Origin of the sequence: Streptomyces ossamyceticus (assembly GCF_001418475.1) — a bacterium.
Taxonomy (GTDB): Bacteria; Actinomycetota; Actinomycetes; order Streptomycetales; family Streptomycetaceae; genus Streptomyces; species Streptomyces ossamyceticus.
In genome coordinates, this window is sequence record NZ_LIQX01000265.1 from 1 (window position 1) to 26,299 (window position 26,299).

Here is a 26,299-nt window from a genome sequence, read left to right on the forward strand (position 1 = left end):
GGGCTTGGGTGGCGTGACGGGTGGGGCGATCCGATGGGCGTACGCCTTCATCGACCGGCCGGGGTCCGGGTTCGAGAAGGCGTGCGCGTTCTGGACGGCGGTGACGGCGACGGAGCTGTCCGCGCCACGAGGTGAGCGGGACGAGTTCGTGACACTCCTCCCCGAGCGGGGCGACGCGTGTGTGAAGGCCCAGGCGGTGGACGCGGGCGACGGTGGCGCCCATCTCGACTTCTCCGTGGAGGACGTACCCGCGTTCGTCGACGGTGCCGTCGGCCTCGGCGCCGAGGTCGTCGCCTCGCACACCGGCTGGGCGGTGCTCCGCTCGCCTGCCGGACAGCGTTTCTGCGCGGTGCCGTGGCACGGGGAGAGCGTCCGGCCGCCGGTGGTCGACGGCAGCCGTCTGGACCAGGTGTGCCTGGACGTCGCGCCGGACGTGTTCGACACGGAGGTCACGTTCTGGGCCGCCCTGACGGGCTGGGAGTCGTACGTCGGCTCGCTCCCGGAGTTCCACGTCCTGCGTCCGCCCGCGGGTCTCCCCCTGCGCATCCTCATGCAGCGCCTGGACGCCCCTGCCCCCGCGGCGGCCCACCTCGACCTGGCCTGCGCCGACCGGCGCGCCACCCGCGCCCACCATGAGCACCTGGGCGCCACCTTCGTGGCCGACCACCCCCACTGGACGGTGATGCGGGACCCGGCGGGCGGCACGTACTGCCTCACCGCCCGCGACCCGGAATCCGGGGGCCTGCCGGTCACATGAGCGGATGGGGCGGCGGCCCTGGGACAGGCACCCGCCGGCCGGTCCTCGCCACACGGGCTCACCCTCAGAGGTCCGCGCCCCCGTCCATCACCGGCCGGATCACCACGGGGTACTCCTTGGCCCCGGCGGGCTGGGGGCACCGGGCGACGCGGGCCGCGATCTCCGTGACGCGCTCCAGGCTCGCGCAGTCCAGGAGCCAGTAGCCGGCGATCACTTCCTCGGTCTCCGCGTACGGCCCGTCCACGACGACGGGCTTGCCGTCGGCCCCGAGTGTGACGAACCGGGTCCTGGCGGGTTCGGCCAGCCCCTGCCCGTCGATCATCTCGCCGCTCGCGGTGAGGTCCTTGTTGAGGGCGGTCATGTGGGCGTACATCGCCCGGACGTCCTCCTGTGTCCAGGCCGGGGACCCCTCGGACGCGGTGCCGCCCATGGCCGCGTAGTCCGCCTGCGTGCCCTGGACCATCATCAGGTACTTCATGAGTCCGCTCCTCGCCTTCCTCGGTCCGGACCGCCCTCGGCGGTCGGCTCTCTCAGAGGAGACGTCGGAGCCTTGCCGAACTCATCGGCGGCGGCGCACCCGCGCGATCTTCTTCCGGCGCCACGGGTCCGCGCGGTGCCCCTGCCATGGCGGTTCTCGGACCGTCGCGGCCCTGTCACCCGTCGGCGGTGTCCTCGACCTGCTCCGTGGCCTCCCCGTCGGCGGCCTTCGCCGTGCTCACGCTCTGCGTACCGCCCGAGCCGTGCGCGCCATGGGCACGGCGGCCCACGGCCCGCGTCCGCTCCGCGGCGGCGCCCTCGGCCTCGGCGGCCCTGTCGACGTACGCGTCACACTTCGGATTCCTGCACGGACCCGGACCCCACACGGGTACGAACGCGCCGAGCGTCTTGTGCCGCCGCACGATCGTGGCCACAGGCTGTCCGCAGGCCGGGCAGACTTGCTCGTCGGTGCCCATGACCTCAGGGTAGGTCCGACGGACTCCGGGCGCCCCCCGCCGTACGCCGCCGATCCACGGGGTCACCGCTTCCTGGTGTACGTCCGCACCACGGCCCCGTTGTCGAAGGCACGCACCTCACCCAGCGTGAACTCGGTGATGGCGAAGCCGGAGCCGAACATCGGCATCCCCGTCCCCAGCACGATGGGGTACGTCTTGATGATCAGCTCGTCGATCTCGTCGAGCAGTTCCCCCGCCAGGACCGAGCCCCCGCAGAGATAGATGCCGAGAGGGCCGTCCTCCGCCTTCAGCTCCCGGACCTTGCCGACCGGGTCCGAGGAGATGATCTCGACATTCGGGTGGGGCGACTCCGCCAGCGTGCGCGAGACTACGTACTCCCGCAGATGCGCGAACGGGCTGGTGGTGCCCTCCTTCAGCGCCTCGTCGTAGCTGCCGCGCCCCTGGACGATCGTGTCGTACGTCCGGTTCGGGACGTCGTCGGTCCCGATGAGCCGGCGCACATGGGTGGGATTGATGTCGGGGTGTTCCGTCCTGAGGTACTCGGCGTACTCCCCCACCACGTGGGGGTACATGAACGACGCGTCGCCGTCCGGGCCCCCGATGAACCCGTCGATCGAACAAGCGATGACATACGTGAGCTTGCGCAAACCTGCCTCTTTCTCTGATCCCGCCGTGTTGACCACTCCATTTATAGTACTTCAGTTGTAGTGATTGCAAGACAGTAGTGATCGCATGACATGAGCGGGCCCCGCACACCGTGGGGATGTGCGGGACCCGCGTCCGACCGGAGGCACCGACACCGCGCGGGGTCAGGTCGGCGCGGTGCCGGTGCCTCCGGGGTCCCTTCTCAACTGCTGCGACGCGTCACGAACTCGGCCAGCGCGAGCAGACCTCCCGCCGCCTCCGGGTCCGGGACCGCCCGGGACAGCTCGTGCATGGCCCGGGCCATACGGTCGGCCGCCTGGACCTGCGCCCAGTCGCGCCCTCCGGCCCGCTCGACCACGAGCGCCGTCCGCTCCAGTTCGCCCTCCTCGTACGGCTCCCCGTACAGCGCGGCGAGTTCGTCCGCCTCCGGTGTGCCCGAGGCGAGCGCGGCGACCACCGGGAGGGACTTCTTGCGGGCGATGAGGTCCGCGCCGGCCGGCTTGCCGGTACGGCTCGGGTCGCCCCAGATCCCGATCACGTCGTCGATGAGCTGGAAGGCGAGACCGGCCTCCCGCCCGAACGCGTCGAGCGCCTCGACCTCATCCTCCCCGGCCCCCGCGTACAGCGCCCCGAGCGCACAGGCACAGCCGAGCAGCGCGCCCGTCTTCGCCTCGGCCATGGCGAGCACCTCGGGGAGGGTGACCTCCTCCGGCCGCCGCTCCTCCATCGCCGTGTCCGTGTGCTGGCCCGCGCACAGCTCGACGACACAGGAGGCGAGCCGCGCGGCCGCCGCGGCCGACGCCGGATGCGGGTCCTCCGCGAGCAGCCGCAGCGCCAGGGCCTGCAGGGCGTCCCCGGCGAGGATCGCGTCGGGCACCCCGAACACGGTCCACGCGGTGGGCCGGTGCCTGCGTGTGGCGTCCCGGTCCATCACGTCGTCGTGCAGCAACGTGAAGTTGTGCACCAGCTCCACCGCGGCGGCGGCCCGGACGGCGGCGGACTCGCGCCCGCCGAGCGCATCGACCGCCGCCAGCACCAGCGCGGGCCGGATCGCCTTGCCCGCGTTGCCCGCGGCCGGGGTGCCGTCCGCCCGCTCCCAGCCGAAGTGGTAGCGCGCGACCCGGCGCATCGAGTCGGGCAACGACTGCACGGCACCGCGCAGTTCGGGGTCGACCGACAGCCGTGTCCGCTCCAGGATCCCGGCCGCCTCCTGTCCGTCCGACGGACGGGACGCGCCCCGTCGCGCGGGCCCGCTCCCGTGGCCGGCGGGAGTCACCGCTCCCGTGGGATCCGGGGCTCCCGTCGGGTCCGGAGGGATCGTGATGTGGCTCCGCCTTTCCGGGATCTCGATGTCCGGAGCACCGCCCTCCACCGTCTCGACCGGGCTCTGCTGCGTCTCCGTCATGCACTCACCCATGGGATCGCCTCGAAGGAGGACGCGGACGGCGGCGGTTCGGGTGAGGTCACCGCCACCGGCCGATCTCGACGTTCTCCAGAACGCCGAGCGCGTCGGGGACGAGGACCGCGGCCGAGTAGTAGGCCGTCACGAGGTACTTGATGATCGCCTGTTCGTTGATGCCCATGAAGCGCACCGACAGGCTGGGCTCGATCTCGTCGGGGATGCTCGCGGCACGCAGGCCGATGACGCCCTGGTCCTCCTCCCCGGTACGCATCGCGATGATCGAGGTGGTCCTGGCCTCGGTCACCGGGATCTTGTTGCACGGGTAGATCGGCACACCGCGCCAGGTGGGGATGCGGTTCCCGGCGATGTCGAGGGTCTCCGGGACGAGCCCGCGCTTGTTGAGCTCACGGCCGAACGCGGAGATCGCGCGCGGGTGGGCGAGCAGCAGCTTGGTGCCCCGGCGGCGGCTGAGCAGTTCGTCCAGGTCGTCCGGGCTGGGCACGCCGTCGTGCGGCTGGAGCCGCTGGTCGTACTCGCAGTTGTGGAGGAGGCCGAAGTCCCGGTTGTTGATGAGCTCGTGCTCCTGACGCTCCTTCAGCGCCTCCACGGTGAGCCGGACCTGCTGCTCGGTCTGGTTCATCGGCTGGTTGTAGAGGTCAGCCACGCGCGTGTGGATGCGCAGGACGGTCTGGGCGACGCTCAGTTCGTACTCGCGGGGCGCGGCCTCGTAGTCGACGAACGTGTGCGGGATGTCCGGCTCACCGCTGTGGCCGGCGGCGAGGTCGATCTCCTTCTCGCCGTACTTGTTGGTGCGCTGCTCCGGGATGGCGCGCAGCTGCTGGAGGTGCTCGCCGAGGCTCTCGGCGCGCTCCGCGACCTGGTCGACGGCCTGGCGCGGCAGGACGAGCACCGTGCACGCGGTGACCGCGCGGGCCGTGTACTCCCAGATCGCGTCGGCGTCGAGCAGCGCCTGCTCGCCGAAATACGCCCCGTCGGCCAGCACTCCGAGCACGGCGTCGTCGCCGTAGGGGCCCGTGCCGATCTTCTCGACCTTGCCGTGCGCGAGGAGGAAGACCTCCTCCGCCTGGCTGCCGAACTCGGCGAGCACCGCGCCCGCCGCGAACTCCCGCTGCTCGCACCGCTGAGCCAGCTCGCCCAGCACGTCGATGTCCTCGTAGGTGCGCAGGGCCGGCAGTTCGCCGAGTTCCGCGGGGATGACGGCGACCTGGTCGCCGGTCTTCACGAAAGTAACGCGGCCGTCCCCGACCGCATAGGTGAGCCGCCGGTTCACCCGGTACGTGCCACCCTGCACGTTCACCCATGGCAACATGCGCAGCAGCCAGCGCGAGCTGATCTCCTGCATCTGGGGCGCGGACTTCGTGGTGGTGGCCAGGTTCCGGGCAGCGGCCGTGCCGAGACTCTGCTGCGGCCGGTCCTGCTGCGTACGGACCTCTTCGCCTACCGACATACGGATTTCCCCTCCGGGTGTGCACTCTGATCGCGGTCACCGATCTCGCCACCAGCCTCGCATCACGGAGCGTGCCGGTGCTATTACCCGAAAGAGCGGGAATGGATCTCCGGAACACTGGGCATATCGAGGGGCTTTGTCCACCCTCTCGACGCCTTTCCGGAGATGACCGGATCGGCTCGCACGCAACACCGACACCTGACCTCCGCACGCGGAGCTGGGTACAAGCCTGCGTACGAGGCGGCCGGACCAGCGGCCGTCGCACCGTACGAAGGAGTCGGTCATGGCCCCACCCATGTCCGCGGCCAGATTTCTCAGCATCCTCAAGAACGAAGGCGTCACGGTCGTCGAGGTCGGCGACTGGGAGCATCACAACCGCAACCACAAGGGGCCGTGGGGCCCCGTCCACGGCGTGATGATCCACCACACGGTCACCTCCGGCAGTGAACGCACCGTCCGCATCTGCCGCGACGGCTATTCAGGGCTGCCGGGCCCGCTGTGCCACGGCGTGATCACCAAGGACGGCCGTGTCCATCTCGTCGGCTACGGCCGCGCCAACCACGCCGGCAGCGGTGACGACGACGTCCTGCGGGCCGTGATCGCCGAGACGACGCTCCCCCCGGACAACGAGGCGAACACCGACGGGAACCGGCACTTCTACGGCTTCGAGTGCGAGAACCTCGGCGACGGCCTCGACCCGTGGCCCGAGCGCCAGCTCGAAGCGATCGAGCAGGTCTCCGCCGCCGTCTGCCGCCACCACGGCTGGACGGAACGTTCCGTCATCGGCCACCTCGAATGGCAGCCCGGCAAGGTCGACCCCCGCGGCTTCACCATGGCCTCCATGAGGAGCCGTATCCGCGACCGCCTCCGGTAGCCCCTCACCACGCGCGCGTGTCGCCCCGCCACGACGGGCGCGCACCGGCGTCGGGGCTGTGCGGGCGGCCGTTCCCGGACAGATGTCCGACAATGGCCGCGTGAGCAGCCCCGACCCCACCACCGCCCTGCACCCCCGGCTGCCGTCCCCTCTCCAGGAGATCGAGGACGATCGCTTCGCCCGGCACGGCGTCCGGCTGCTCCTGAAGCGTGACGACCTGATCCACCCGCGACTCATCGGCAACAAGTGGCGCAAGCTCGTGCCCAACCTGAGCGCGGCGGCGGGGCGTTCGCTCCTCACGTTCGGGGGCGCGTACTCGAACCACCTCCGGGCCACCGCCGCCGCCGGCCGCCTTCTCGGCCTGTCCACCGTCGGCGTGGTCCGCGGCCAGGAGCTGGCGGACCGCCCCCTCAACCCCTCCCTGGCCCGTTGCGCCGCAGACGGCATGCGCCTGCACTTCGTCGACAGATCGACGTATCGCCACAAGACCGACCCGGCCACACTGGCCACCGTCCTCCGCGCCGCCGACGCGGAGGGCGCCTACGTCGTCCCCGAGGGCGGCAGCAACGCCCTCGCCGTGCGGGGCTGCCGGGAACTCGGCGCGGAACTGCGCGACCGCGCCGACGTCGTGGCCGTCGCCTGCGGCACCGGCGGCACCCTCGCCGGGCTGGCCGCCGGGCTCGCCCCCGACCAGCGCGCCCTCGGGATACCCGTCCTCAAGGGCGGCTTCCTGGGGGAGGAGATACGGCGGCTGCAGGAGAGCGCCTTCGGCGGCCGCCGCGGCCACTGGGACCTCGACGACCGCTTCCACTTCGGCGGCTACGCCCGCACCACGCCCGACCTGGACGCCTTCGCCGACGACTTCGAGGACCGCCACGGACTGCCCGTGGAGCGTCTCTATGTCGCCAAGTTGCTCTACGGACTCGTCTGCCTGACGGAGGAAGGCGCCTTCCCGCGCGGGACGACACTCACCGCGGTGATCACGGGAAGCCCGCTCCCCGCGTAGTCCTCGAAACCGGGTCCGCCGCCCGGCACTAGGAGACCTCCCGGTAGGCCGCGGCCTCCTCCAGGTCCAGTCTGCGCAGCAGTGTCCGCAGCATCTCGTCGTCGATGTAGCGGCCGTCCCGCAGCTTGACGAACACCTCGCGCTCGGCGCCGATCATCTCGCGGGAGAGCCTGCTGTAGGTGTCGTCGCTGGTCTCCCCGGTCGCCGGGTTGACGGCACCGAGCCGCTCCCACACGGCGTTGCGGCGCCGCTCCAGGACCGTGCGCAGCCGGTCGACCAGCGGCGGCGGCAGGGTGTTGCGCTCGTCCTCCAGGAGTTCGTCGAGCCGCGCCTCGGCGATCCGCGACGCCTGGGCCTGGGCGTTGGCCTCGGCGAGGGTCTCGGCCCGCGTGTCGCGCCCCGGCAGTCGCAGGATCCGGATCAGCGGCGGCAGCGTCAACCCCTGGATGACGAGCGTCCCGATCACCGTGGTGAAGGTCAGGAACAGGATGAGGTTCCGCTCCGGGAAGTCGTCCCCGCCGTGCACGGTGAGCGGGATGGAGAACGCGATGGCCAGCGAGACCACGCCCCGCATGCCGGCCCACGCGATGACGAAGGGCCCCTTCCAGGTCGGGTTCTCCTCGCGTTCACGGATCCGCGCGGACAGCATCCGGGGCAGGAAGGTCGCCGGGTACACCCAGACGAACCGGGTCACGACCACGATCAGGAAGACGGCCACGGCGTACCAGGTGGCACGCAGCCCCTCGTTCTCGCCGAGCCCTTCCAGCACGACCGGCAGCTGCAGTCCGATGAGCGCGAAGACCGCCGATTCGAGCAGGAAGGCGACCATCTTCCACACGGCCTCCTCCTGGAGGCGGGTCGCGAAGTCGACCTGCCAGTTGCGGTAGCCGAGGTACAGGCCGACCACGACCACGGCGAGCACTCCGGAGGCGTGCACCCACTCGGCCAGCCCGTACGCGACGAAGGGGATCAGCAGGGAGAGCGTGTTCTGGAGCAGCGCTTCGCTCAGGTGGGTGCGCAGCCAGTGGATAGGCATCATCAGCAGCAGGCCCACGGCGACGCCGCCGACCGCCGCCACCAGGAACTCGACGATCCCGCCGGCCCAGCTCGCGCCCTCCCCGATCGTGGCGGCGAGGGCCACCCGGTACGCGGTGATCGCGGTGGCGTCGTTCACCAGGGACTCGCCCTGGAGGATGGTGGTGATCCGCGACGGCAGGCCCACCCGCCGGGCGACCGCCGTCGCCGCGACCGCGTCCGGGGGCGCCACCACCGCGCCGAGCACCAGGGCGGCCGTCAGCGGCAGTCCCGGCACGATCAGATAGGCGGCCCAGCCGACGGCGAGGGTCGCGAACAGGACATAGCCGACCGACAGCAGCGCCACCGGCCGCAGTTGGGCCCGCAGATCGAGATACGAGCTCTCGGTGGCGGCCGTGTACAGCAGCGGGGGCAGCACCAGGGGCAGGACGATCTCGGGGTCGAGCTCGTAGTTCGGCACGCCGGGCACGTACGACACCGCGAGCCCGGCGGCGACCAGCAGCAACGGGGCGGGCACCGGCGTACGCCGGGCGGCACCGGCGACCGTCGCGCTACCGGCGACCAGCAACAGCAGGGGCAGGAAGTGCATCGCTTTGCGCCGCCTTCGTTTTCCGCGCGAGCTTCCGCGCACCCGTCGTAACCTGGCCATCATGAAACAGTGCACGCACGCGGACGCACTGCCGCACCCCGAGCCGACCCCGCTGACCGAGACCTGTCCCGAGTGCGAGGCCGCCGGGACACACCCGGTGCAGCTGCGGAAGTGCCTGGAGTGCGGGCACGTGGGGTGCTGCGACTCCTCGCCCATGCGACACGCGACCGCGCACCACAGGGAGACCGGCCACCCCGTGATGCGTACCTACGAGCCGGGCGAGACCTGGCGCTGGTGCTTCGTCGACCACGTGCTCGTATGAGGGCGGGAAAACGAACAGGCACCCGGTGAACACGCCGATGACGTCGCGCGACGGAACCAAGTCACCCCGTGACACGTCGACGTACTCGTGTGACACGGTTCGGCGGCCGGACGCCTGGGTACGTCAAAGCGGCGCGCGCTCTTCCTATTTGAGGCCCGCAGACCCCTAGCCACCGAGCGTGTTCGTATGCTTACTATGAGTGACAGCGTGGGGCTGGGTCGCCGGGACCCCAAGGACACGGCACTCGGGAGCGCGATAGCGTCACCGCTGAACCACATAGCGCGTTACCCCGGGGGGCGACCCTCGGCCCCTGAAAAAGCTTGTACCACCTTGGAGGTGAGGGTGTCCCAGATCGCAGGCGAGCCCGGGACCCAGGACTTCGTGGAAGTCCGGCTGCCGGCCGCGGGTGCCTACCTGTCGGTGCTGCGTACGGCGACGGCCGGCCTCGCGGCCCGTTTGGACTTCACCCTCGACGAGATCGAGGATTTGCGCATCGCGGTCGACGAGGCCTGCGCGATCCTGCTCCAGCAGGCCGTGCCCGGCTCGGTGCTCAGCTGTGTCTTCCGCCTCGTCGACGATTCGCTGGAGGTCACGGTCTCGGCCCCGACCACGGACGGTCACGCGCCCTCGCGCGACACCTTCGCCTGGACCGTGCTGTCGGCCCTCGCGGGCAAGGTCTCCTCCGCGGTCGCCGACGACAAAACCGTTTCGATCAGTCTCTACAAACAGCGCGGCGCGGGACCCGGGCCGGCGTGAGGAACGGGGACGGGCCGGTGCGGGACGAAGAGCGCGGCACACGGGAACTTCCCGCGAAGGAGGTCGGCCCCGGCGGGCCGGCACACCTGACGGACGGCGTCGACGGCATTCCCGAGCAGGCCCGGCCGCACCCGGAGGACGACTCCTCGACGGCGGCCGAACCCTCGCGGTGGACGGAGCCGGCCGACGCAGAGGACGAGGCGTCCTCCGACGGGCGACGGGAGCCGGAGGATGCCGCACGGAGCACCACGTCCTCACGAGGGCGGACTGGGGCCTCCCCCGCTCGAGCACAGTCGAGAGCTGAGGGAACGGTGACGGCGGGCGGGACTATGAGCGAGCACGAGCGACACGACGAGCTGGACGCGCGGATCGTGCGCGGCACGCAGCACGATCCGCAGGACCGCAGCGGGGCGCGCGCCCTGTTCATCCAGCTGCGCTCCCTGCGGGAGGGCAGTGCGGAGTACGCGGAGCTGCGCAATCAGCTGGTCCGGATGCATCTGCCGCTCGTGGAGCACCTCGCGCGCCGGTTCCGCAACCGCGGTGAGCCGCTGGACGACCTGACGCAGGTCGCGACCATCGGCCTGATCAAGTCGGTCGACCGGTTCGACCCGGACCGCGGGGTGGAGTTCTCCACGTACGCGACCCCGACGGTCGTCGGCGAGATCAAGCGGCACTTCCGCGACAAGGGCTGGGCGGTGCGGGTACCGCGCCGTCTGCAGGAGCTGCGCCTGGCCCTGACCACGGCCACGGCCGAGCTGTCCCAGCAGCACGGCCGCTCCCCGACGGTGCACGAGCTGGCCGAGAAGCTGGCCATCTCGGAGGAGGAGGTCCTGGAGGGCCTGGAGTCCGCCAACGCGTACTCCACGCTGTCGCTGGACGTCCCCGACACCGACGACGAGTCGCCGGCCGTCGCCGACACCCTGGGCGCCGAGGACGAGGCGCTGGAAGGCGTCGAGTACCGGGAGTCCCTGAAGCCGCTGCTGGAGGATCTGCCGCCCCGCGAGAAGCGGATCCTGCTGCTGAGGTTCTTCGGCAACATGACCCAGTCGCAGATCGCCCAGGAGGTCGGCATCTCACAGATGCACGTCTCGCGTCTGCTGGCCCGGACCCTGGCCCAGCTGCGGGAGAAGCTGCTCGTGGAGGAGTGACACCCGCCTCCCGTGGAGCCACGGGTGGCGCCGCGCCCGGTCCGCCACGGGTGGCGCCGCGCTCGGTCCTCGGCCCGACTCCGCGGGGCGGTGGGACGTGGCGGACGCCCCTCTAGCGCTTGCTCTCCTCCGTCCGGCCAGGCCCTTGGATTCCGAGGGCCTGGGTCGTAGCCGGGTTGATCAGCAGCACCAGCGCCGTGATCGCGACCACGGCCAGGACGATTCCCGCGGGGATCGCGACACTGTCCGCCCGGAGCAGGTTGTACGCCACCGGCAGCGCCATGATCTGCGTGATGACGGCGGGCCCCCGGCTCCAGCTGCGCCGCAGCAGCAGTCCGCGCGCGGCGATCAGCGGCAGCAGGGCGAGCGCGACGAGGGTGAGACCCCCGGTGACGCCGGTACTGAGGTCACCGGAGTCGCCGGTGAAGCCCACGACCAGCATGGCGCCGCCGCCGACCAGCAGGGCGATCCCCTCCAGCGCGGCCAGTGCCGCCGCGGCGGTCAGCCGCCCGGGGCGGGGCTCGGCGTCGGAGGTGTCCGGCGTGGGGGTCTGCTCAGGGCTCACCCCTGAAGGGTAGCCCCGGCGCCCGCACGCACACCGGCGCCCCGTACGCCCTCACGTGCTCATCGTCACTACACGATCTCCCCCTTGATCCGCACCTCGGTATGGGACGAGTACCGCTCAGTAGGTACGCTGCAACTCATGCGTGCACTTCTCGTGGTCAATCCGGCGGCAACCACCACAAGCGCACGTACGCGCGATGTCCTGATCCACGCGCTGGCGAGCGAGATGAAGCTCGAGGCGGTCACCACCGAGTACCGCGGCCACGCCAAGGACCTCGCCCGCCAGGCGGCCGAGGGCAAGGACGACGTCGAGCTGGTCGTCGCGCTCGGCGGTGACGGCACGGTCAACGAGGTCGTCAACGGCCTGCTGCACCACGGCCCCGACCCGGACCGTCTCCCCCGCCTCGCCGTGGTCCCCGGCGGCTCCACCAATGTCTTCGCCCGCGCCCTGGGCCTGCCCAACGACGCCGTGGAAGCCACCGGCGCCCTGTTGGACGCGCTCCGCGAGAACCGCGAACGCACGGTCGGACTCGGCATGGCCTCGGGTACGCCGGGCACGGAGGACGAGGCGGTCCCGTCCCGCTGGTTCACGTTCTGCGCCGGCCTCGGGTTCGACGCCGGTGTGATCGGCCGGGTCGAGCAACAGCGCGAACGTGGAAGGAAATCCACACATGCTCTTTACCTGCGTCAGGCATTCCGGCAGTTCCTGGAAGAGCCTCACCGCAGGAACGGCACGATCACTCTGGAGCGGGCCGGCGAGAAGCCGATTTCCGATCTTGTGCTGTCCATAGTCTGCAACACGTCCCCGTGGACGTTTCTCGGCAATCGCCCGGTGTACGCGTCACCTAAGGCGTCGTTCGATAAAGGGCTCGACGTGCTCGGTCTCAGCCGCATGTCGACGCCCGCACTTGCCCGTTATGCCACGCAGTTGCTCACTTCGTCCCCCGAGCGGGGACCCCATGGCAAGCACGCCACCACCGTGCACGACCTGACCGACTTCACCTTGCATTCGAAGGCGCCCCTCCCCCTCCAGATGGACGGCGACCACCTCGGACTGCGTACGAGCGTGACGTTCACAGGCGTACGCCGTGCACTGCGTGTGATTGTGTGAGCGGAACGGGCAAAAGTCCTTCCACTCGAACGTTTAGGCCAGGATCCACCCCATGGAAGTACGGCTGTGACACAGTCGACACCGAGGAATCAAAAAAAACTTTCCGGAAGGGGTTGTATCCGCCGCTGAGGTTTGCGAGTCTCTACGTGGCGCTCGGGACAGCCCGCAACACCGGCTCAAGCAAGCGCCAGAACCCCTCCTCAAAACACAGGACCACACCAGTCCGTCTGGTGATCGGCCCTTCACTTGTTGAGGGATTCGTGAAAGCGTTCACATTCACAAGCAACGTGCATGTAATACCAAGGAGAGGTAGCAGCCATGGACTGGCGTCACAACGCCGTTTGCCGCGAGGAAGACCCCGAGCTCTTCTTCCCCATCGGCAACACCGGTCCTGCGCTGCTGCAGATCGAGGAAGCCAAGGCTGTCTGCCGTCGCTGCCCGGTTATCGAGCAGTGTCTGCAGTGGGCGCTTGAGTCCGGCCAGGACTCCGGCGTCTGGGGTGGTCTCAGCGAGGACGAGCGCCGCGCCATGAAGCGCCGCGCCGCCCGCAACCGGGCCCGTCAGGCCTCTGCCTGACAATCCCACCCAGCAATAGCCTGAGCTTGGCGGCGCGTACAGCGAGTACGCATCTCCCGCCCCCGAGCCGCAGCGCGCAGTGCCCCCGGTGCGCCTAATCAGCGACGAGACTGAGCCCCGGACCACATGATGGTCCGGGGCTCAGCGCTGTGCGCCGGGGCCGCTCGTACGCCCCCGCCCCTATTTCTGGGCGCGGACCGGGATGTCGAGGATGACCTGCGTCCCCCGCTCCGGAGCCGGGACCATGTCGAAGGTGCCGCCCAACTCGCCCTCCACCAACGTCCGTACGATCTGCAGACCGAGGTTGCCGGAACGGTGCGGGTCGAAGCCCTCGGGCAGGCCCACGCCGTCGTCCTGGACGGTGACGAGGAGACGGCTCTCCTTGGTGGTCCCGCCGCGCACGGCCGACACCTCCACGGTGCCGGTCTCCCCCTCGCGGAAGCCGTGTTCGAGGGCGTTCTGGAGGATCTCGGTGAGGACCATCGACAGCGGGGTGGCGACCTCCGCGTCGAGGATGCCGAAACGTCCGGTGCGCCGGCCGGTGACCTTGCCCGGTGAGATCTCGGCGACCATGGCGAGCACCCGGTCGGCGATCTCGTCGAACTCCACCCGCTCGTCCAGATTCTGGGACAGCGTCTCATGCACGATCGCGATCGACCCGACCCGCCGCACGGCCTCCTCCAGGGCCTCGCGGCCGCGCTCGGACTCGATACGCCGGGCCTGGAGCCGCAACAGCGCGGCGACCGTCTGGAGGTTGTTCTTCACCCGGTGGTGGATCTCCCGGATGGTCGCGTCCTTGGTGATCAACTCGCGTTCGCGGCGGCGCAGTTCGGTGACGTCCCGCAGCAGCACGAGTGAACCGATGCGCGGGCCCTTGGGCTTGAGGGGGATCGCCCGGAGCTGGATGACACCCTCATTCGACTCGATCTCGAACTCGCGCGGTGCCCATCCGCTCGCCACCTTCGCCAGCGCCTCGTCCACCGGCCCTCGGGACGGGGCGAGTTCGGCGGTGGTACGGCCGAGGTGGCAGCCCACGAGGTCGGCGGCGAGACCCAGGCGGTGGTACGCGGACAGGGCGTTCGGGGAGGCGTACTGGACGATGCCGTCCGCGTCGAGCCTGATCAGGCCGTCGCCGACACGCGGCGAGGCGTCCATGTCGACCTGCTGGTCGGGGAACGGGAACGCGCCGACGGCGATCATCTGGGCCAGATCGGACGCGCTCTGGAGGTAGGTGAGCTCCAGACGGCTGGGGGTCCGCACGGTCAGCAGGTTAGTGTTGCGCGCGATGACGCCGAGGACCCGGCCCTCCCTGCGGACGGGGATGGACTCGACCCGTACGGGGACCTCCTCGCGCCATTCCGGGTCGCCCTCGCGCACGATGCGGCCCTCGTCGACCGCGACGTCGAGGAGGGGCCGGCGGCCGCGCGGGACCAGGTGGCCGACCATGTCGTCCTGGTACGAGGTGGGGCCGGTGTTGGGGCGCATCTGGGCCACGGAGACATAGCGCGTGCCGTCGCGGGTGGGGACCCAGAGGACGAGGTCGGCGAAGGAGAGGTCGGAGAGGAGCTGCCACTCCGACACCAGCAGATGCAGCCACTCCAGGTCGGAGTCGCTGAGAGCGGTGTGCTGGCGGACGAGTTCGTTCATGGAGGGCACGTGTGCGAGCGTACCTGGCGGTACGGACATGCCTGGAAACGGCGGGCTGCGCTCCGCTGGGCCCCGGTCCGGGGGGGGTGACACCCCGGCCCCGGAAGCACCCGCGGGCCGCGGCGCCTGAGAGGGACCCTCAACCCTCCCGGCACCGCAGCCCGGAGCAACATCGGCCGTGGGGTGTGCGGTCCCGCGACCGAAGGATGAGGAGCCGGAGCAGTCAGGGCAGAGAGCGCCGGTTCCTCGGTCCGCCTTCCTGTGCGGGGAAGACGGAGGCCTGTGGTGTTCACAACTGATCGTCGACGTGGGAGCGCTGATCGATCAGATGACCTATCACGCCATTCTTGACTAGACCACTGCGTGTGTCCATGCGTTGGCGGATGTTTGTTGTTGTTCCCTGGCCGCCCGTCCGTCGAGAGCGGGGCGAGGGCTTATACGCAGCGTAGCCCGGTTCGGCGGGCCGTCGGACCGGAATGGGTCGGCCCGGCGGATTTCGCGCGCCGAGTTCCGGGGCGCCGGCCCGGGGGCGGGTACGGGATGGATGGCCTTGCGGTGTGGCCGGGCCGGCGGGCGACCCGCAGCCGGGCGGCCCGCGGCGGGGCGACGTCGCGGTGGGGCGGCGGAGCGACGTCGCGACGGGGTGGCCGAGGCGCGTCAGGCGTGGTGAGGGGCATCGGTGCGGGCCGGGCGGGGCCAGATCGCCATCGCCAGGTCGGCGACCGCCTCCAGTTCCTGCCTGGTCGCGCCGTCCCGTGCCTGCTGGGACATGCCTTGGATGATCACGCCTGTGTGGCGGGCGAGTGCGGGGGCGTCCGTGTCGGCGGGCAGTTCACCCGCCGCGATGTCCGTTCTTATACGGCTCTCGAAGACGGTGATCCACGCGTTGCGCCGGGCGCGGAGGGATTCCTCGACCTCGCGGCTGGTGCAGTTGGTGGCCGCGTGGATGACCAGGCAGCCATGGGGGTGGGCGGGGTCCGTGTACTCGACGGCGGCCTCGCGCAGTATCCGCTCGACGGCGGCCCGCGCGGTGGGCTCCTCCTCCAGGGCCCGGTCGGTGAACGACCCGTAGCGGACGCCGTACTCGCGGACCACCTCTTCGAAGAGGGACTGCTTGTCGCCGAACGCCGAGTACAGGCTCGGTGCGCCGATACCCATGACGCGGGTCAGGTCGGCGACCGAGGTGGCCTCGTAGCCGTTCTCCCAGAACGCCAGGATCGCCTTCTCCAGCGCGGTCGCGCGGTCGAAGGAGCGGGGGCGGCCGCGCTGCTTGCTCTCCTTGGTCACCATGGAACAGATTTTATAGCGGGCACTAGACAAATGTCAGCGGCCTGATCTACGGTGATTTTTGTATCGACCGCTAGGAAATGCGGAGGGGGAGTCGGCATGGGTGTGCTCGCAGGCAGGACGGCGCTCGTCACGGGGGCGAGCAGGGGCATCGGACGAGGCGTCGCCGTGCGGCTGGGACGCGACGGCGCACGGGTCGCGGTGCACTGCGGGAGGAACGAGGCCGCGGCGAAGGAGACGGTGGCCGCGGTCGAGGCGGCAGGCGGCTCCGCCTTCACCCTGGGGGTCGAGCTGGGGCGGCCAGGGGACACCGAGGCCCTGCGGGAGGAGTTCGACCGGCACGCGGACGGGCTGGACATCCTGGTGAACAACGCGACGATCGGCGACTCCCGCCCGCTCGAGGAGATCGACGAGGAGGAATACGACCGACTCTTCGCGGTGAACGTGAAGGCACCCCTGTCCCTGGTCAAGCACGGCATGACCCGACTGCGCGACGGTCGCCGTGTCATCAACATCTCGTCGGGGCTCGCACGGACCGCGGCGATGCCGCACAACATGGCCTACGCGATGACGAAGGCGGCGCTGGACGCCCTCTCCCGCGACCTGTCGAAGATGCTCGGGCCGCGAGGTGTCACGGTGAAATCGGTGGCACCGGGCCTGACGACGGCCGACAACACCGCCGAGTTCCTGAGTACCGAGGCGGGCCGTGCGATGGCCGAGGGGATATCGGCGCTGGGCCGGGTCGGGACGGTGGACGACATCGCGGACGTGGTCGCGTTCCTGGCGTCGGAGGAGAGCCGGTGGGTGACGGGGAGCTGGGTGGACGCCACGGGAGGCTCTCTGACATAGCGGCCGGGCCCGTGACCGGGGAGGAAGGCCGTATCCACGTGACGCGGGACACATCCGTGCGAAGCCCGCTCTGCTGCTAGATTGGTCTAAACCACACAGTATCTCCCCCACTCCCAGTGGAGTCCCTCTCTCCAGATCGGCAGGGCCAGCGTGGAAGTTGTCATCGTTCCGGATGCCAAGGCGGGTGGCGAACTCATAGCCGAGGCGATGGCGCGGTTGCTCCGGCGGAAGCCCGACGCGCTGCTCGGTGTTGCCACGGGTTCGACTCCGCTGCCCATCTACCAGGCGCTGACCGCGAAGGTGCGTTCCGGTGCCGTGGACGCCTCTCGGGCGCGGATCGCCCAGCTCGACGAGTACGTGGGGCTGCCGGCCGACCACCCCGAGTCGTACCGCTCAGTCCTGCGCCGGGAGGTGCTGGAGCCGCTGGGGCTCGGTATGGAGGCGTTCATGGGGCCCGACGGCACCGCCGAGGACATACCGGGGGCCTGCGAGGCGTACGACAAGGCGTTGGCCGAGGCGGGCGGTGTGGATCTGCAGCTGCTCGGGATCGGGACCGACGGGCACATCGGGTTCAACGAGCCGTGCTCGTCCCTGGCCTCCCGGACCCGCATCAAGACGCTGACCGAGCAGACGCGGATCGACAACGCGCGGTTCTTCGGCGGGGACATCGAGCAGGTGCCGCATCACGTCATCACCCAGGGCATAGGCACGATCCTGGAGGCACGCCATCTGGTGCTGCTCGCGACGGGCGAGGGTAAGGCGGACGCCGTCGCGGCGACCGTGGAGGGACCGGTGGCGGCGGTGTGCCCGGCCTCGGCGCTGCAACTCCACCCCCACGCCACTGTGGTGGTCGACGAGTCGGCCGCGTCGAAGCTCAAGCACGCGGACTACTTCCGGCACACCTACCACAACAAGCCCGACTGGCAGGGGATCTGACGGGGCCTGTATGCGCGGAAGGCGCCACGGCCCGGGGAGGAGGGGCCGTGGCGCCTTCGTGTCGTGCGGCTGGGGCCCGCATGCCCCGCCTTCGGTGCCGGGGCCGGTGCCTGTTGCCGGGGCGTGTTTACCCGGCGGCCGCTCCGGGGGCGTCCGAGGGCGGGGCGCGCTACTTGGCGCCCATGATGGCCTCGGCCGCCGCTCGGCCGCAGACCCCCGCCGCTCCGTGGGTGGCGACATGGAGGGCGCCGCGGGGCGGTGACTGCGGGACGCCCATCTCGACGACGATGGTGTCGGGGCGGGTGGTGAGGAGGACGTCGAGGGCGTCACTCATCCAGGGATGGCGGTGCTCGTCCCGGACCACGGCGACGATACGCCGGGTGCCGGCCACCGCGAGGGCGGAGGCGCCGGCGCTGTCGCCCGCGAAGGTGCCGGTCTCGGTGCCGGGAAGGAGCCGCGCGAGTTCCGCGCCCACGCCCCAAGGGGTCTCGTCGCCGACGGCGATGTTCGCCACCGGGGTGAAAGCCGCGACATACAGGGGCTGGGCAGGGGGCTCGTACGGCAGCGGGGCGAAAGTCGCGCTCAGCGCGCGGCGCGCGGCGACGAGGCCGACCTCGCCCAGGTCGGTGCGCCCGGCGTCCGCTCCCCCGGTCGCCCGGCGGGTCCACTCGGCCAGGGCACGGACCCGGTTCGCCGCGTCCGCCAGGCGCTCCTCGGGGAGGGTGCCCGACCGCACGGCGGCGACCAGGGCATCCCGCAGGCGCCGTACGGTGTCGTCGTCGGCGAGGCCGCCGCCCACGCAGATCGCGTCGGCACCGGCGGCCAGGGCGAGGACGCTGCCGTGCTCGATGCCGTACGTACCGGCGATGGCTCGCATCTCCATGCCGTCGGTGACGATGAGGCCCTCATAGCCCAGCTCGCCGCGGAGCAGGTCGGTGAGGATGCCGTGGGACAGGGTCGCCGGGCGGTCGGGGTCGAGGGCCGGGACGAGGATGTGGGCGCTCATGATGGCGCGGGTGCCGGCGGTGATGGCGGCGTGGAAGGGCGCCAGTTCGCGGGCCTCGACCAGGGGGCGGTCCGCGTCGATGCGGGGCAGGGCCAAGTGGGAGTCGACGGCGGTGTCGCCGTGGCCCGGGAAGTGCTTGGTGCAGGCGGCGACCCCGGCGGCCTGGAGGCCGGTGACATAGGCGGCCGTGTGGCGGGCGACCAGGTCGGGATCGGCGCCGAAGGAGCGCACGCCGATGACGGGGTTGGCCGGGTTGGAGTTCACGTCGGCGGAGGGGGCCCAGTTGAAGTTGACGCCGCATTCGGCGAGGCGGCGGCCGAGGGCGAAGGCCACGTCCCGCGTGAGGTCGACGTCGTCGACGGCGCCCAGGGCGTGGTTGCCCGGAACGGAGGAGCCGGTGCGGACCTCCAGGCGGGTGACGTCGCCGCCCTCCTCGTCGATCGCGACCAGGACGTCCTCGTGCTCGGCGCGCAACTGGGCGGTGAGGGCGGAGAGTTGTTCGGGGGAGGTGATGTTGCGGCCGAAGAGACCGACGGAGGCGAGCCCCTCACCGAGGCGGCGCAGCAGCCAGTCGGGGGCGGTGGTGCCCGTGAATCCGGGCTGGAGGACCGTCAGCGCGTCCCGGGTGAGGGCGTCCTGCCCCGGGTGGGAGCCGGTCGAGCCGGTGGCGAATGTCGTCATCGGGTGGTTATCCCTTCACGGCGCCCGCGGTGAGGCCCGCGGCCATCTTGCGCTGGACGAGGAGGAAGAGGACGACGATCGGCACGGCCATCATGGTGGAGCCGGCCATCATCGGGGCGTATTCGGTGCCGTGTTTGGTGGTGAAGTTGCCGAGCCAGACGGTGGCCGTCTGGTTCTGCTGGCTCATCAGCATCAAGGCGTACAGGTACTCGTTCCACGCCTGGATGAAGCCGTAGACCGAGGTCGCCACCATGCCGGGCGCGAGCAGGGGGAAGACCACGCGGAGGAAGGCCGTGGTGCGGGAGCAGCCGTCGACCATGGCTGCCTCCTCCAGCTCACGCGGGATGTTGACGATGAAGCCGCGCAGGGTCCACACCGTGAACGGGAGGATGAACGTCAGATAGGTGATGATGAGGCCGGTGAGGCGGTCGTACTGGCCCAGGTCGTTCAGGAGCAGGAAGACCGGGATGATCATCGCGACCAGCGGGACCATCTGTACGGCCAGGATGCCGACGATCACCACCTTCCGGCCGCGGAAGGCGAAGCGGGAGATGGCGAGGGCCGCCAGCATGCCGACGACGATACCGATCACGACGACCGTCAGGGACACCACGAGACTGCGGCCCACAGGACCCCAGAAGTCGGCGATGTCCAGCGCGCGGCTGAAGTTGGAGAAGGTGACGGACGTCGGCAGGAGGCTCGGGTCCGGGTCGATGGCGTCCTTGGCCGGTTTGAACGCGGTGTTCAGCATCCAGTAGACCGGGAAGCCGGCGGTGACGAAGACGAGGAGGCCGAGGAGGTTCCAGCCGAGCCTGGACCCGCGGCGACCGGAGACAGCGGCTGTGCTCATTCGACCTCTCCGATCTTCAGCATCTGGCGCATGTAGACGCCGATCACGCCGAGCAGCAACAGCACGGTGAGGAGTGCGATCGCGGAGCCCTGCGCATAGTCGTTGACCACGAAGGCCCTGTCGTACGAGTAGGTGGTGAGCAGTTGGAACTCGGCCTCCGGGTGGCCGCCCCGCATCACGAAGACCTGCGGGAAGACACCCATGTCCCAGATGACCGAGAGCGTCGTGAGCATCACGACGATCGGTTTCAGGATGGGGAGGGTGACGTAGCGGAAGACGCCCCACGCGCCGGCGCCGTCCAGGCGGGCGGCCTCCTCCAACTCCTTCGGCACCTGGGTGAGTCCGGCGCTGAGGGTGATGACGACGAACGGCACGGCGCCCCACACCACCAGCAGGGTGATGACGGCGAGCCCTTCGGGGCCGCTCGCGAACCAGTTGTGGCCGATCATGTCGACGCCGGGGAGCTTGCTGAGGAGCGCGTTGAAGATGCCGTAGTCGGAGTCGAAGAGCCACTTGAAGACGGTGGTGGCCACGATGATCGGCATGCCCCAACTCGCCACGAGCGCGATGTTGATGAGGGTCTTCACCCAGCCGGAGACCCGCTGGAGCAGGAGCGCGATCAGCATGCCGATGACCATGGTGAACACCACGCAGGCGGCGGCGAAGACGACGGTCCGTACGACGACCGTCCAGAACTCGCCGTCCCCGAGCACCTTGGCGAAGTTGTCGAAGCCGACCGACTCAGCCGGCTGGAAGCCCCACAGCTGGGACTGGCCGAACTTCTGGAAGGAGAGGGTGACCAGACGGACCAGCGGATAGCCGAGGACGACGGCGAGGATCAGCAGGCAGGGGGCGAGGAGCGCCCAAGGGACAGCGCCGCCACCGGAACGCTTCGTGCCGGAGGCCCGGCCCGCGGCAGCGGGCGGCGCCGGTGGTACCTGCCGCGGTGGCGGCACCTTGGTCGGAGTGGTCGTATCTGCGGCACTCATCGCGCGCTCCTAAAGCAAATGAAGAGGGGGCCGATCAGCGCCCCGCCCGCCTCGCCCTGTCAGGGGGCGGGCGGTGAAGCACCCGAAGAGGGGTGCGGGGAGCCACGCGCCCAGCCGCGACGCACGGCCGGCGCCTCCCGCGCCCCGTCGCGGCACTGTCGTGATGCGCCCGCCGGTTCGGCTCATGGCACCCACCGGCGGGGCTGTGGCACCCCCGGTCGGGCCCGGCCCACGACGCCGGGCCCGACCGGGGGTCGACCGTCACTTGGTGTTGATGACCTTGTCGATCGCGGCGTCCGCGTCCTTCGCGGCCTCCTCGACCGTCTTCTTGCCGGTGCCGATGTTCTGGAGCATGGTCTGGAGGATCTGGGCCTTCTCGACCTGGCCCCAGCCGGGCGCCATCGGGACGAACCAGTTGGACTCGGCCGCGGTGGCCGGGACCGCCGTCGCCGGGTCGTCCTTGAGGGTGGCGAGGTCGGTCTTGTTGTTGGGGAGGTTGCCCTTCTCCATCAGCCCCTTCTGGCCGGCGGGGCCGGTGAAGGCGTTGATCCACTCGGCGGCGACACCCTGCGCGTCGGACTTCACGGGGACGGCGAGGTCGGAGCCGCCGAGGAAGACGGGCAGGTTCTTGCCGGACGGGCCGGGCATCACGAAGTTCTCGACGTGGCCGGCGAGCTTGCCGGTCTTGTCGTTCTCCTTGGCCGCGGCGGTCGCGCCCTCCCAGGCGGGGGAGAAGATCATGCCGGACTTGCCCTGGCCGTAGACGATGTACCGGTCGGACTCGTCCTTGGTCTTGTCGCCGTGCATGTAGTTGTCGACGACGTTCTGGAACTCCTTGAGGCCCTTGACGGACTCCGGGGAGGAGAGGTTGGCCTTCCACTGGCCGCCCGACTCGACGGCGATGGAGCCGCCGGCGTCGTAGACGAAGGACATGGCCGCGTACCAGTCGCGGGTGGGCTGGTACCAGGCGCTGAACTTATCGCCCTTCTTCTTCTGGACCTTGTCGAGGGCGGCGGTCAGCTCGTCGTACGTCTTCGGCGGGGACTTGACGCCCACGGCGGCGAAGACGTCCTTGCGCCAGTTGGCGACGCGGCCGCCGGCGTAGTAGGGGACGCCGTAGGTCTTGCCCTCGTAGGTCACGGAGGCCTTGAGGCCGTCGAGCCAGGCGCCGGAGTTGTCGAACTTCGCCGGGTCCACGGGGGCGAAGGCGCCCTTGACCATGTAGGCGAGCATCTCGGTGTTGCCCATCTCGACGACGTCGGGGGCCTTGTCGGTGGCGAGGACGGCGTCCAGCTTGGCGTTCTTGTCGGGCCAGCCGTAGTACTCGTGCTTGATCTTGATGCCGGGGTGCTTCTTCGTGACCGCGGCGTCGGCGGCCTTGACCAGTTCCGGCCAGTTGTTCTGCGCGTCGACCGTGAGCCAGACGGTCAGTTCCTTGGTGTCGGCCGCCTTGTCCGAGCCCCCGTTCTCGCCCCCGCACGCCGCGATGGAGACCATCATGCCCGCGACACAGATCGCGGTTGTCAGCTTGCGCTTCACGCCACCCTCCTCAGGGATGCCATTCCTCAGGGATGCCACAACCCCCCTGCTCCCCGCGGTGACAGACGTACCGCCCATGGGGCCGGGACCTGGACCAATGGTGTAGACCAGTACGCCGGAGCTTGGCTCAGACCAATCGGTGTGTCAAGGGCGCGCGAACCTGCTCTCACCAGCCGTTATGCGACCTACATATGCAAGAACCTTTATGTAAGAAGGCAGCGAAAACCGAGCGCGTGAGTCACACTCGTCGGGTAGACCACTGCGCCTTCCCGGAGTAGACCAGCGGAGCCCCCCTCCGTGGACTAGACCAGCGGGGGCTGTGCGGGTATACAGAAGGATCACGCCACTAGGAGCCGGGAAGGCGGAGCATGAGCACCGACGTCAGCAGTGCGGAGAACGAGAACGGGGCGAACGTCCGTACCGCGCGTGTGCCCAAGTACTACCGCCTGAAGAAGCACCTGCTCGACATGACCGAAACCCTGCCGCCGGGCACGCCGGTCCCCCCGGAGCGGACGCTCGCCGCCGAGTTCGACACGTCCCGCACGACCGTGCGGCAGGCGCTGCAGGAACTGGTGGTCGAGGGGCGTCTGGAGCGCATCCAGGGCAAGGGCACGTTCGTCGCCAAGCCGAAGGTCTCCCAGGCCCTGCAACTCACCTCGTACACCGAGGACATGCGCGCCCAGGGTCTGGAACCGACGTCCCAGCTGCTGGACATCGGCTACGTCACCGCGGACGACACCCTCGCCGGGCTGCTGGACATCACGGCGGGCGGACGGGTCTTGCGGATCGAGCGGCTCCGCATGGCGAACGGCGAGCCGATGGCCATCGAGACGACCCATCTGTCCGCCAAGCGCTTCCCCGCCCTGCGCAGGTCACTGGTCAAGTACACGTCCCTCTACACCGCGCTCGCCGAGGTGTACGACGTCCATCTCGCCGAGGCCGAGGAGACCATCGAGACCTCGCTCGCCACCCCGCGCGAGGCCGGCCTGCTCGGCACGGACGTGGGCCTGCCGATGCTGATGCTCTCCCGCCACTCCGTGGACAAGGAGGGCCAGCCGGTGGAGTGGGTGCGGTCCGTCTACCGGGGCGACCGCTACAAGTTCGTGGCGCGCCTGAAGCGCCCGCAGGACTGACCGGTCCGCGGCGACGGATCCCCGCGGTGACGGCCGCCCCGTGCGTCGTCTCCGGCGCACGGGCCGCCGTCGAGGCGCAGTCAAGGCGCGGTCGGGACGCGATACCTCCGCAAATCCGTTATGCGGACAGGGGTTACGTGCAGCGGAACGGTCCCTTAGATTTCCTGCGCATTACTCAGGTGATCAGTGAGGGGACGGAGCCCTGGTATGTCCAATGCGCCCGACGTGAAATCACCGGAGACACCGGCGGTGACACCTGTCAGAGTGGTCATCGCCCTGTTCCTGTTCGCCCCGTTCGTGGCGATGCTCTGGGTCGGTTCGTACGCCAAGACGGACCCCGCGTTCATCGGCATCCCGTTCTTCTACTGGTACCAGATGGCCTGGGTGCTGATCTCCACCGTGCTCACGGCCGCCGCCTACGTGCTGTGGCAGCGTGACCAGCGAGCCCGCAGGTCCACGCGGTCCGAGGACGGGGGTGTCGCGCAGTGAAGGACGGCGTGAACGGCGTGGCACTCGCCGTCTTCATCTTCTTCTTCCTGGCCGTCACGGTGATGGGCTTCCTGGCCGCCCGCTGGCGCAAGGCCGAGAACGAGCACAGCCTCGACGAATGGGGCCTGGGTGGACGGTCGTTCGGCACCTGGATCACCTGGTTCCTGCTCGGCGGTGACCTCTACACCGCGTACACCTTCGTCGCCGTACCGGCGGCGATCTACGCGGCGGGCGCGGCCGGGTTTTTCGCGGTGCCCTACACGATCCTGGTGTACCCGCTCATCTTCACGTTCCTGCCCCGCCTGTGGTCGGTGTCGCACCGGCACGGGTACGTGACCACGTCGGACTTCGTGCGGGGCCGCTTCGGCTCGAAGGGCCTGTCGCTCGCGGTGGCTCTGACCGGCATCCTGGCAACGATGCCCTACATCGCCCTCCAACTCGTCGGCATCCAGGCCGTGCTGGACGTGATGGGCGTCGGCGGCGGCGAGAACACCAACTGGTTCGTCAAGGACCTGCCCCTGCTGATCGCCTTCGGCGTCCTGGCCGCGTACACGTACTCCTCCGGCCTCCGCGCCCCCGCGCTGATCGCGTTCGTGAAGGACACGCTGATCTACATCGTCATCGCGGTGGCGATCATCTACATCCCGATCAAGCTCGGCGGCTTCGACGACATCTTCGCCAAGGCGAGCGAGGCGTACGGCCAGACCAACCCGGCGACGGGCGCGCCGCGCGGGGCCCTGGTCCCGGGCGACGCCAACCAGTGGACGTACGCGACCCTGGCTCTCGGCTCGGCGCTCGCGCTGTTCATGTACCCGCACTCGATCACCGCGACGCTGTCCTCCAAGAGCCGCGAGGTGATCCGCCGCAACACCACGATCCTGCCGCTGTACTCGCTGATGCTGGGCCTGCTGGCGCTGCTGGGCTTCATGGCGATCGCGGCGGGCGTCAAGGTGCAGAACGGCCAGCTGGCGATCCCTCAGCTGTTCGAGACGATGTTCCCGGACTGGTTCGCGGGCGTGGCCTTCGCGGCGATCGGCATCGGCGCGCTGGTGCCGGCGGCGATCATGTCCATCGCCGCGGCGAACCTTTTCACCCGCAACATCTACAAGGACTTCATCAAGCCGGACGCCACGCCCGCGCAGGAGACCAAGGTCTCCAAGCTGGTGTCGCTGCTGGTGAAGGTCGGCGCGCTGGTCTTCGTCCTGACGATGGACAAGACGGTCGCCATCAACTTCCAGCTCCTCGGCGGCATCTGGATCCTCCAGACCTTCCCGGCCCTGGTCGGCGGCCTCTTCACCCGCTGGTGCCACCGCTGGGCCCTGCTCGCCGGCTGGGCGGTCGGCATGATCTACGGGACGGTGGCCGCGTGGAACGTCGCCTCGCCGACCCAGAAGCACTTCGGCGGCTCCTCGGCGGAGATCCCCGGCATCGGCGAGATCGGGTACATCGGCCTCACGGCGTTCGTCCTCAACGTCGCCGTCACCGTGGTCCTCACCTTCGTCCTCCGGGCGGCCAAGGCTCCCGACGGCATCGACGAGACCAAGCCGAGCGACTACACGGCCGACGCGGGCGACGCGGGCGTCCAGGTGGAACTGCCTCCGGCGACGGCGGGTGCGAACCACTGACGCTCTGACGCGCAGCTTCCCCGCGCCTCTTGAAGGGCCGAAGGCCAAAAGGGGCGCGGGGA

At 70.0% G+C, this 26,299-nt stretch carries 26 protein-coding genes; 13 read left to right on the plus strand and 13 right to left on the minus strand.

The features are described 5' to 3' along the window. Positions 1–4: 4 nt before the first annotated feature. Positions 5–757, plus strand: a complete 753-nt coding sequence (locus AOK15_RS20410; RefSeq protein WP_079058595.1) for a VOC family protein — start codon at positions 5–7, stop codon at positions 755–757. 64 nt (positions 758–821) lie between these two features. Here the strand turns inward: AOK15_RS20410 and AOK15_RS20415 are convergent, their stop codons facing one another. The 5 genes from AOK15_RS20415 to AOK15_RS20435 form a co-directional block, all read right to left on the minus strand. Continuing rightward, positions 822–1,235: a YciI family protein gene (locus AOK15_RS20415; RefSeq protein ID WP_055518932.1), complete on the minus strand. Its 414-nt coding sequence runs from the start codon at positions 1,233–1,235 to the stop codon at positions 822–824. A gap of 175 nt (positions 1,236–1,410) precedes the next feature. Next, on the minus strand, positions 1,411–1,710 hold the full coding sequence (locus tag AOK15_RS20420; RefSeq protein ID WP_055518998.1) for a hypothetical protein: 300 nt from the start codon (positions 1,708–1,710) through the stop codon (positions 1,411–1,413). A 62-nt stretch (positions 1,711–1,772) separates the two neighbouring features. Beyond that, complete coding sequence (locus tag AOK15_RS20425) at positions 1,773–2,357, minus strand: dihydrofolate reductase family protein (RefSeq protein WP_055518934.1); 585 nt, start codon at positions 2,355–2,357, stop codon at positions 1,773–1,775. 200 nt (positions 2,358–2,557) lie between these two features. Next, on the minus strand, positions 2,558–3,772 hold the full coding sequence (locus AOK15_RS20430; protein ID WP_055518937.1) for a family 2 encapsulin nanocompartment cargo protein polyprenyl transferase: 1,215 nt from the start codon (positions 3,770–3,772) through the stop codon (positions 2,558–2,560). A gap of 46 nt (positions 3,773–3,818) precedes the next feature. Continuing rightward, complete coding sequence (locus tag AOK15_RS20435; protein WP_055518939.1) at positions 3,819–5,225, minus strand: family 2B encapsulin nanocompartment shell protein; 1,407 nt, start codon at positions 5,223–5,225, stop codon at positions 3,819–3,821. 283 nt (positions 5,226–5,508) lie between these two features. On the opposite strand from AOK15_RS20435, the gene AOK15_RS20440 reads away from it, so the two are divergent. Beyond that, a complete protein-coding gene (locus tag AOK15_RS20440; protein ID WP_185093566.1) occupies positions 5,509–6,099 on the plus strand; it encodes an N-acetylmuramoyl-L-alanine amidase in 591 nt (196 codons plus the stop codon). A gap of 82 nt (positions 6,100–6,181) precedes the next feature. Beyond that, positions 6,182–7,105, plus strand: a complete 924-nt coding sequence (locus AOK15_RS20445) for a 1-aminocyclopropane-1-carboxylate deaminase/D-cysteine desulfhydrase (RefSeq protein WP_055518944.1) — start codon at positions 6,182–6,184, stop codon at positions 7,103–7,105. Between the two features lie 28 nt (positions 7,106–7,133). On the opposite strand, the gene AOK15_RS20450 is transcribed toward AOK15_RS20445, so the two are convergent. Next, positions 7,134–8,729: a Na+/H+ antiporter gene (locus AOK15_RS20450; RefSeq protein WP_055518947.1), complete on the minus strand. Its 1,596-nt coding sequence runs from the start codon at positions 8,727–8,729 to the stop codon at positions 7,134–7,136. A 61-nt stretch (positions 8,730–8,790) separates the two neighbouring features. Between AOK15_RS20450 and AOK15_RS20455 the strand changes: the two genes are divergently transcribed. The 3 genes from AOK15_RS20455 to AOK15_RS20465 all read left to right on the plus strand — a co-directional run bounded on the left by AOK15_RS20455 (position 8,791) and on the right by AOK15_RS20465 (position 10,955). Next, on the plus strand, positions 8,791–9,051 hold the full coding sequence (locus tag AOK15_RS20455) for a UBP-type zinc finger domain-containing protein (protein WP_055518949.1): 261 nt from the start codon (positions 8,791–8,793) through the stop codon (positions 9,049–9,051). A 342-nt stretch (positions 9,052–9,393) separates the two neighbouring features. Then, entirely contained in the window at positions 9,394–9,807 is a 414-nt protein-coding gene (locus tag AOK15_RS20460; protein ID WP_033525425.1) for an ATP-binding protein, read from the plus strand. 17 nt (positions 9,808–9,824) lie between these two features. Next, positions 9,825–10,955, plus strand: coding sequence for an RNA polymerase sigma factor SigF (locus tag AOK15_RS20465; protein ID WP_079058593.1), 1,131 nt, complete (start codon positions 9,825–9,827; stop codon positions 10,953–10,955). Between the two features lie 112 nt (positions 10,956–11,067). Here the strand turns inward: AOK15_RS20465 and AOK15_RS20470 are convergent, their stop codons facing one another. After that, entirely contained in the window at positions 11,068–11,520 is a 453-nt protein-coding gene (locus AOK15_RS20470) for a hypothetical protein (RefSeq protein ID WP_055518951.1), read from the minus strand. 138 nt (positions 11,521–11,658) lie between these two features. Here AOK15_RS20470 and AOK15_RS20475 point away from each other — a divergent pair, with 138 nt between their 5' ends. Both AOK15_RS20475 and AOK15_RS20480 read left to right on the plus strand, forming a co-directional pair. Then, positions 11,659–12,630: a diacylglycerol/lipid kinase family protein gene (locus tag AOK15_RS20475; protein WP_055518954.1), complete on the plus strand. Its 972-nt coding sequence runs from the start codon at positions 11,659–11,661 to the stop codon at positions 12,628–12,630. Positions 12,631–12,948: 318 nt separating this feature from the next. Then, a complete protein-coding gene (locus AOK15_RS20480) occupies positions 12,949–13,206 on the plus strand; it encodes a WhiB family transcriptional regulator (protein ID WP_003992873.1) in 258 nt (85 codons plus the stop codon). A 180-nt stretch (positions 13,207–13,386) separates the two neighbouring features. Here the strand turns inward: AOK15_RS20480 and AOK15_RS20485 are convergent, their stop codons facing one another. Continuing rightward, positions 13,387–14,862, minus strand: coding sequence for a sensor histidine kinase (locus tag AOK15_RS20485; RefSeq protein WP_079058594.1), 1,476 nt, complete (start codon positions 14,860–14,862; stop codon positions 13,387–13,389). A 648-nt stretch (positions 14,863–15,510) separates the two neighbouring features. Beyond that, positions 15,511–16,143 carry a TetR/AcrR family transcriptional regulator gene (locus tag AOK15_RS20490; protein ID WP_055518958.1) on the minus strand — a complete coding sequence of 211 codons (633 nt, stop codon included), beginning with the start codon at positions 16,141–16,143 and terminating at the stop codon, positions 15,511–15,513. Between the two features lie 96 nt (positions 16,144–16,239). Between AOK15_RS20490 and AOK15_RS20495 the strand changes: the two genes are divergently transcribed. Both AOK15_RS20495 and nagB read left to right on the plus strand, forming a co-directional pair. Continuing rightward, positions 16,240–16,989, plus strand: coding sequence for an SDR family oxidoreductase (locus AOK15_RS20495; protein WP_055518961.1), 750 nt, complete (start codon positions 16,240–16,242; stop codon positions 16,987–16,989). A 150-nt stretch (positions 16,990–17,139) separates the two neighbouring features. Next, positions 17,140–17,925: a glucosamine-6-phosphate deaminase gene (nagB, locus tag AOK15_RS20500; RefSeq protein ID WP_055518964.1), complete on the plus strand. Its 786-nt coding sequence runs from the start codon at positions 17,140–17,142 to the stop codon at positions 17,923–17,925. A 169-nt stretch (positions 17,926–18,094) separates the two neighbouring features. Here nagB and AOK15_RS20505 read toward each other — a convergent pair whose 3' ends face one another. The 4 genes from AOK15_RS20505 to AOK15_RS20520 form a co-directional block, all read right to left on the minus strand. Then, positions 18,095–19,612, minus strand: a complete 1,518-nt coding sequence (locus AOK15_RS20505) for a glycoside hydrolase family 3 protein (protein WP_055518966.1) — start codon at positions 19,610–19,612, stop codon at positions 18,095–18,097. Positions 19,613–19,619: 7 nt separating this feature from the next. Further along, positions 19,620–20,462, minus strand: a complete 843-nt coding sequence (locus tag AOK15_RS20510; RefSeq protein ID WP_055518969.1) for a carbohydrate ABC transporter permease — start codon at positions 20,460–20,462, stop codon at positions 19,620–19,622. Continuing rightward, positions 20,459–21,451: a carbohydrate ABC transporter permease gene (locus tag AOK15_RS20515; protein WP_055518971.1), complete on the minus strand. Its 993-nt coding sequence runs from the start codon at positions 21,449–21,451 to the stop codon at positions 20,459–20,461. The genes AOK15_RS20510 and AOK15_RS20515 overlap by 4 nt, the downstream gene beginning before the upstream one ends. Before the next feature lie 261 nt (positions 21,452–21,712). Further along, on the minus strand, positions 21,713–22,990 hold the full coding sequence (locus tag AOK15_RS20520; RefSeq protein WP_055518973.1) for an extracellular solute-binding protein: 1,278 nt from the start codon (positions 22,988–22,990) through the stop codon (positions 21,713–21,715). A gap of 368 nt (positions 22,991–23,358) precedes the next feature. On the opposite strand from AOK15_RS20520, the gene AOK15_RS20525 reads away from it, so the two are divergent. The 3 genes from AOK15_RS20525 (at position 23,359) to mctP (ending at position 26,237) form a co-directional block, all read left to right on the plus strand. Beyond that, positions 23,359–24,123, plus strand: a complete 765-nt coding sequence (locus AOK15_RS20525) for a GntR family transcriptional regulator (RefSeq protein ID WP_055518975.1) — start codon at positions 23,359–23,361, stop codon at positions 24,121–24,123. 207 nt (positions 24,124–24,330) lie between these two features. Continuing rightward, complete coding sequence (locus AOK15_RS20530; RefSeq protein WP_055518977.1) at positions 24,331–24,612, plus strand: DUF3311 domain-containing protein; 282 nt, start codon at positions 24,331–24,333, stop codon at positions 24,610–24,612. Beyond that, positions 24,609–26,237 (plus strand): monocarboxylate uptake permease MctP, encoded by a 1,629-nt coding sequence (mctP, locus tag AOK15_RS20535; protein WP_055518978.1) that lies wholly within the window; start codon positions 24,609–24,611, stop codon positions 26,235–26,237. Before AOK15_RS20530 ends, mctP begins: the two co-directional genes overlap by 4 nt. Positions 26,238–26,299 lie beyond the last annotated feature (62 nt).